The sequence below is a fragment of the Rhodococcus sp. 14-2483-1-1 genome, from assembly GCF_002259335.1.
Taxonomy (GTDB): Bacteria; Actinomycetota; Actinomycetes; order Mycobacteriales; family Mycobacteriaceae; genus Rhodococcoides.
In genome coordinates this window covers 2,137-5,602 of record NZ_NPFX01000030.1, presented here as the reverse complement: position 1 = coordinate 5,602, position 3,466 = coordinate 2,137, and the positions used below count along the sequence as shown (strand labels likewise).

Annotated in this window: 2 rRNA genes; both read right to left on the bottom strand. The window is 55.2% G+C overall.

The features are described 5' to 3' along the window. Positions 1-2: 2 nt before the first annotated feature. Positions 3-119, bottom strand: a 5S ribosomal RNA gene (gene rrf, locus CH294_RS27120). A 146-nt stretch (positions 120-265) separates the two neighbouring features. After that, positions 266-3,419: ribosomal RNA gene (locus tag CH294_RS27115) — 23S ribosomal RNA — on the bottom strand. Positions 3,420-3,466: the final 47 nt, after the last annotated feature.

Sequence of the window (3,466 nt, the reverse complement as noted above, 5' to 3'; positions counted from 1 at the left end):
GTGTTCGGCGGTGTCCTACTCTCCCACACCCTGTCGAGTGCAGTACCATCGGCGCTGGAGGGCTTAGCTTCCGGGTTCGGAATGGGACCGGGCGTTTCCCCTCCGCTATGGCCGCCGTAACTCTGCGAAACAGTTACACACGGAACACAACGGTCGTCACTGATGTCCACTGATCGTGGTTCGGTGAACGATGTTGGTTCATTCAATTTTGTGGTGCTGAAACGTGTGTTGTTTCAGATATTGCACAGTGGACGCGTAGCTTCTTTGTGGTAAGTCCTCGGCCTATTAGTACCAGTCACCTGCATACATTGCTGTACTTCCAGTTCTGGCCTATCAACCCGGTGGTCTGCCGGGGGCCTTACCCCCTCGAGGGGGTGAGAAACCTCATCTTGGAACAGGCTTCCCGCTTAGATGCTTTCAGCGGTTATCCCTTCCGAACGTAGCCAACCAGCGGTGCTCCTGGTGGAACAACTGGCACACCAGAGGTTCGTCCGTCCCGGTCCTCTCGTACTAGGGACAGCCTTCCTCAAGTTTCTTACGCGCGCGGCGGATAGAGACCGAACTGTCTCACGACGTTCTAAACCCAGCTCGCGTGCCGCTTTAATGGGCGAACAGCCCAACCCTTGGGACCTACTCCAGCCCCAGGATGCGACGAGCCGACATCGAGGTGCCAAACCATCCCGTCGATATGGACTCTTGGGGAAGATCAGCCTGTTATCCCCGGGGTACCTTTTATCCGTTGAGCGACACCGCTTCCACTTGCCGGTGCCGGATCACTAGTCCCGACTTTCGTCCCTGCTCGACTTGTCAGTCTCACAGTCAAGCTCCCTTGTGCACTTGCACTCGACACCTGATTGCCAACCAGGCTGAGGGAACCTTTGGGCGCCTCCGTTACATTTTAGGAGGCAACCGCCCCAGTTAAACTACCCACCAGGCACTGTCCCTGAACCAGATCATGGTCCGAGGTTGAGGTATCCAATACGATCAGAGTGGTATTTCAACAACGACTCCACAGTAACTGGCGTCACCGCTTCACAGTCTCCCACCTATCCTACACAAACCGAACCGAACACCAATACCAAGCTGTAGTGAAGGTCCCGGGGTCTTTTCGTCCTGCCGCGCGTAACGAGCATCTTTACTCGTAATGCAATTTCGCCGAGTCTATGGTTGAGACAGCTGAGAAGTCGTTACGCCATTCGTGCAGGTCGGAACTTACCCGACAAGGAATTTCGCTACCTTAGGATGGTTATAGTTACCACCGCCGTTTACTGGGGCTTAAATTCTCAGCTTCGCCATTGCTGGCTAACCGGTCCTCTTAACCTTCCAGCACCGGGCAGGCGTCAGTCCGTATACATCGTCTTACGACTTCGCACGGACCTGTGTTTTTAGTAAACAGTCGCTTCTCACTGGTCTCTGCGGCCCACACCAGCTCACACTGCAAGAGTGATCACCGGCAGGGGCCCCCCTTCTCCCGAAGTTACGGGGGCATTTTGCCGAGTTCCTTAACCATAGTTATCTCGATCGCCTTAGTATTCTCTACCTGACCACCTGTGTCGGTTTGGGGTACGGGCCGTGTAACAACTCACTAGAGGCTTTTCTCGGCAGCATAGGATCACTGAATTCGCCTCAATCGGCTACGCATCACCTCTCAGGCTTCATGAACGGCGGATTTGCCTACCGTTCGCCCTACAGGCTTACACCAGTACAACCACTGACTGGCCCAGCTACCTTCCTGCGTCACCCCATCGCTTGGCTACTACCAGATCAGGTCCCACGCATCCACCCGCCCCCGCACACCCGAAGGCGTGAAGTAAGCGAGATTCAGGGTGGTTAGTGTCACTGATTCACCATGGGCGCGGTTACACGGGTACGGGAATATCAACCCGTTGTCCATCGGCTACGCCTGTCGGCCTCGTCTTAGGTCCCGACTCACCCTGGGCGGATTAACCTGGCCCAGGAACCCTTGGTCATTCGGCGGACGAGTTTCTCACTCGTCTTTCGCTACTCATGCCTGCATTCTCACTCGCGCAGCCTCCACACCTGGATCACTCCGATGCTTCCATGGCTGCACGACGCTCCCCTACCCACCCACACACCTGGCTGAACCCTCGCAAGGGAACAGCGGGCTATTGTGTGAGTGCCGCAGCTTCGGTGGTGTACTTGAGCCCCGCTACATTGTCGGCGCAGGATCACTTGACCAGTGAGCTATTACGCACTCTTTCAAGGGTGGCTGCTTCTAAGCCAACCTCCTGGTTGTCTTCGCGACCCCACATCCTTTTCCACTTAGTACACGCTTAGGGACCTTAGCTGGCGATCTGGGCTGTTTCCCTCTCGACTACGAACCTTATCGCCCGCAGTCTCACTGCCACGCTCTCACTCACCGGCATTCGGAGTTTGGCTGATTTCGGTAAGCTTGTAGGCCCCCTAGACCATCCAGTAGCTCTACCTCCGGTGAGAAACACGTGACGCTGCACCTAAATGCATTTCGGGGAGAACCAGCTATCACGGAGTTTGATTGGCCTTTCACCCCTACCCACAACTCATCCCCTCAGTTTTCAACCTAAGTGGGTTCGGTCCTCCACGACGTCTTACCGTCGCTTCAACCTGGCCATGGGTAGATCACTCCGCTTCGGGTCTAGAACACGCCACTACACCACTTGCGTGGATACGCCCTATTCGGACTCGCTTTCGCTACGGCTACCCCACACGGGTTAACCTCGCGACATGCCACTAACTCGCAGGCTCATTCTTCAAAAGGCACGCCATCACCAGCAACAGTAAACTGTTCACCAGCTTTGACGGATTGTAAGCGCACGGTTTCAGGTACTATTTCACTCCCCTCCCGGGGTACTTTTCACCTTTCCCTCACGGTACTAGTCCGCTATCGGTCACCAGGGAGTATTCAGGCTTATCGGGTGGTCCCGACAGATTCACAGCAGATTTCACGGGCCCGCTGCTACTTGGGTATCCACAACGACAGTTGCAATGTTTTCGTCTACGGGACTCTCACCCTCTACGACAGGCCGTTCCAGACCACTTCGACTAACACCACAATTTCTCACTGTCGGCCGATCCGGCAGAATCGACAATGCAAACCCCACAACCCTCCATACGCAACCCCTGCCGGGTATCACACGCACAAAGTTTGGCCTCATCCGCTTTCGCTCGCCACTACTCACGGAATCACTATTGTTTTCTCTTCCTGTGGGTACTGAGATGTTTCACTTCCCCACGTTCCCTCCACACACCCTATATATTCAGGTGCAGGTAACACGACATCACTCGTGCTGGGTTTCCCCATTCGGACACCCTCGGATCACAGCTCGGTTGACAGCTCCCCGAGGCTTATCGCAGCCTCCTACGTCCTTCATCGGCTCCTGGTGCCAAGGCATCCACCGTACGCTCTTCATTACTTACAACAAAGATGCTCGCGTCCACTGTGCAATTCTCAAACAACACACACAAC